The 3,597-nt window shown below is 58.2% G+C and carries 4 protein-coding genes; 2 read left to right on the top strand and 2 right to left on the bottom strand.

The features are described from left to right. Positions 1-62: 62 nt before the first annotated feature. Complete coding sequence (locus tag C5O18_RS07495; protein WP_478209686.1) at positions 63-806, top strand: NAD(P)/FAD-dependent oxidoreductase; 744 nt, start codon at positions 63-65, stop codon at positions 804-806. Positions 807-1,016: 210 nt separating this feature from the next. On the opposite strand, the gene C5O18_RS07500 is transcribed toward C5O18_RS07495, so the two are convergent. Continuing rightward, positions 1,017-2,137 (bottom strand): IS3 family transposase gene (locus tag C5O18_RS07500; protein WP_105192843.1). Its coding sequence is split into 2 segments (ribosomal slippage): positions 1,017-1,879 and positions 1,879-2,137, totalling 1,122 coding nucleotides; the frame shifts between segments, so codons are not numbered across the junction. Between the two features lie 42 nt (positions 2,138-2,179). Further along, positions 2,180-2,533, bottom strand: coding sequence for a metal-dependent hydrolase (locus tag C5O18_RS07505; RefSeq protein ID WP_206389786.1), 354 nt, complete (start codon positions 2,531-2,533; stop codon positions 2,180-2,182). Between the two features lie 233 nt (positions 2,534-2,766). Between C5O18_RS07505 and C5O18_RS07510 the strand changes: the two genes are divergently transcribed. Then, the gene (locus tag C5O18_RS07510) at positions 2,767-3,390 is read left to right on the top strand and encodes a TetR/AcrR family transcriptional regulator (protein WP_105192845.1); all 624 of its coding nucleotides are present in this window, start codon (positions 2,767-2,769) and stop codon (positions 3,388-3,390) included. Positions 3,391-3,597 lie beyond the last annotated feature (207 nt).

Here is a 3,597-nt window from a genome sequence, read left to right on the forward strand (position 1 = left end):
ATGACATAGCTGACACAGATGCACTGCGTGAACAATTAGTCCCGGGGAAGAGTCTGGTCATCGTGGGTGGCGGTTTTATCGGCCTTGAGGTGGCAGCCAGCGCTATCAAAAAAGGCGTTAATGTCACGGTGCTGGAAGCCGCCGAGCGTCTTATGCAGCGCGTTACGGGCCCGGAGATGTCGGCGTTCTTTTACGCCAAACACAGTGGCGCTGGCGTGGATGTACGCCTGAACACAGCGGTAACCGGCTTTGAAGCGGATGATCAGGGTCGTGTGGCTGGCGTGACGTTGGCGAATGGAGGCACTTTGCCGGCCGATATCGTGCTCGTCTCGATCGGCGTCATACCGGAAACCACTTTGGCTGAGGTCGCCAGCCTGCCCTGTGATGACGGTATTGTTGTCGACGAGTTTACCCGCACCGGCGATCCCGCCATCCTGGCGATTGGCGACTGTACCCGCCACCGGAATCTTTTCTTCGAGAAGATGCAACGGCTTGAGTNTGCGGCGACGACCCTGATGGGAGAGGAGAAACCTTACGATAGCGTCCCATGGTTCTGGTCGAACCAGTACGACGTTCGCCTGCAGATGGTGGGGTTGTCGCAAAATCATGATCAGCGGGTGATGCGCGGCAGCCCCGAGGATAAGGAATTTGCGGTGTTCTATCTCCGCGAGGGCTGTGTCATTGCTGTTGACGCGGTCAATCTGCCCATTGCTTTCATGGTCGGCAAACAGCTGGTCCAGCACCGTAAGAGCGTCAGCGCTGAAGCATTGAGTGATTCGGGTACCGATTTGAAGTCTCTGGTCTGAAATATGCTCCCGGCGCAACGCCGGGGAGTAACTGTCGCCAACAAGACCGAGTCGGTAAACTCCGCAGTGATTACTGGGTGTGCGGCGTCTTCCATGGATGACAACTCCGATAGTGAATAGTAAGTAGCTTGGCTACGCGCTATTCATACTCTTGGAGGGCGGTCGGGACACAATACGCCTAGATCATATCAACCCGACGTCCCCCCGGTTTCAGTAGCACCCGGCTTTAGAGTCCAAGGGTAATTTAACCGCTTTCTCCGCCAGTTGTCTGGCATAGACCGAGGGCGTCATTCCGCCCAGCGATTTCTTCGGCCGCTCCTCGTTGTATTCCCGCCGCCACGCCTCGATCACCACCTGGGCGTGCGGCAAGCTGGTGAACCAGTGCTCGTTCAAGCATTCATCGCGGAAGCGCCCGTTGAACGACTCGATGTAGGCATTCTGGTTCGGTTTGCCCGGCTCGATCAGGAACAGCTTCACGCCACGCGCATGCGCCCAGGTCAGCATCGCCCGACCGCAGAACTCCTTGCCGTTGTCGGTGCGAATTGCCTGCGGCAGGCCACGACGCAAGACCAGACGATCCAGTATCCGTGTCAGTGACTGCCCGCCAATCGCACGTTCAGGCACGATGGCCACCGCCTCATGTGTGGCATCGTCGACCACCGTCAGGTTCTTGATCACACGGCCTTCGGCCGTGCGATCGAACACGAAGTCCATAGACCAGACCTGATTGGCGGTCAGTGGACGCCCCAGCGGCTGACGATCCGATACCGGGATCTTCTTGCGCTTGCGACGACGCACCTGCAGTTTCGCTTCGGCATACAACCGCTCGACACGCTTGTGATTCACCGTCAGGCCGGCCTGACGCAGCTTCAGGTAGATCATCCCCGAGCCGTAGCGGCGATGCCGCTGTGCCAAGGCCACGATCCGTTCTCGCAGGGCCTGATTGCGATCCGGTGCAGGCCGGTAGCGATAGGCACTGGCGCTCATGCCGATCACCCGCAGGGCACGGCGCTCGCTCAATCCATGTCTGATCATGCTGCGCACCAGATCACGGCGTGACGGTGCGCTCACCACTTTTTTCGGAGCGCCTCGCGGGTGACCTCGTTCTCCAGCATCGACTCGGCGAGGAGCTTCTTCAGGCGGTTGTTCTCGACCTCCAGCTCCTTCAGCCGCTTGGCGTCGGGGACGGTCATGCCGCCAAACTTGCTGCGCCAGAGGTAGTAGCTGGCCTCGGAGAAGCCGTGCTGACGGCACAGCTCCTTGATCGGCAATCCGGCCTCGGCTTCGCGCAGGAAGCCAATGATCTGCTCTTCGGTGAAACGCTTCTTCATGTCCAATCTCCTCAGGGTGGGATTGGACTCCAAAGCTACGTGCTACTCAAATGCGGGGAGACGTCGGGTGGCTTCGACCTTGTCAATAGGGACGCCCTGCTGTACGCAAATGGCATTCATCTCGTCATGCTCGCGAGCATGAATGCGCTCCTGGCGTATGAACTCGCCAGCAGCCTTGCGCACCTCCGGGTCGCGCAATTTGTCGAGTTGTCGGCGGGCCGAGTTCATCACCCAGCGCTCACCATCCGGTACGGCCGCCATAATGGCGTTCATCCAGTGCGTGCTCCAGGGGTCGTTGTTGAACCAGTGGCGGACGACCGTCTCACGGTTCATCGAAAAGTGGAGGTCACGCGTCACAACCTCGCCGTAACCGATCTTACGATTTGCCAGGGCCATTTGGATTCTCCCGCTGTAGCAACCATGCCAATCAACGTAATTGGTTGGTCAACCAAATGTCAATCCTGCCATATGAACATAGACCTGAAATTTGTATCAGGCGCCGTCGGCGCCTGAGTAGGCAGCGGCGACAAGGTTGTAAAGACGCTGATCGTGGGCGGGACGGGATCGAATATAGGCGTGCCGAGCGGTACTCAGGCTAGAATAGCGTTTCCGTTGCTCGGGAGGATGCCGTGAAGAAAAGTCGTCAAGTCAGGCCGGTTGCCCAGTCTGATCGTGATTTCGTGTTGAGTTCTGCCGCGCGTCTGTTCCGGGAGCAAGGTTATGACCGGACCACGGTCAAGGAGATTGCTGAGGCGTGCAACATGCTGCCCGGCAGCCTTCATTACCGTTATCAGGCCAAGGAAGACATTCTCGTCGATTTGATGCGGCTGGGTCTGGAGCAGGCCTCGATAGCCGTCACCCAGGCTGTGGCGGGTGCGACAAAGCCTGCCGAGCAGTTGCGCCGCGGCATCAATGCACACCTGCAAATGCTGGTCAGTGGTTCGGATATGGTCTATGTGCTGTTGTTCGAGTGGCGTTCCCTGCGCGGCGAGGCACGCAGGGAAATGATAAAGCTGCGTGACCGCTATGAGTCGTTGTGGGCCGCGATGCTGAAACTGCTGGCTGAGCAGGGAGTGATTCGGAAGGATATGGATCTGGAGCTGCTGCGTTTGATCGGCCTCGGGGCGCTCAATTGGGTGGCAACCTGGTTTCGTGAGGAAGGTCGCTATTCGCTCGAAGATATCGGAGATTTTGTTTGGCGAATGATCCGCAGTGCGGTGCTTGAAGAGCGCGAACAGCGTCGTACCAGCTGATCTGCAATGTTTCGAACTAGTTGCGTAGAATGCAGTGTTGCTCGATGCGAGCCGATTCAGCTGGCCGGGCAAGGTGAATCGGTGCTACGGGGCACGCTGTGCAGGATACGTCGACGCTTGGCACGCTGGAGGACCAGGCCTTTTCCTGATCATTGATTTACACAGTGGAGGGTGTGCAGCATTTTGTGTAACCGGGATTTCGGTTAC

The organism is Amnimonas aquatica (assembly GCF_002943415.1).
Classification (GTDB): Bacteria; Pseudomonadota; Gammaproteobacteria; order Pseudomonadales; family Moraxellaceae; genus Perlucidibaca; species Perlucidibaca aquatica_A.

Coding starts and splice junctions, on each gene's coding strand:
- C5O18_RS07505 (WP_206389786.1), bottom strand. CDS start 2,533: ATGGCCCTGGCAAATCGTAAGATCGGTTACGGCGAGGTTGTGACGCGT.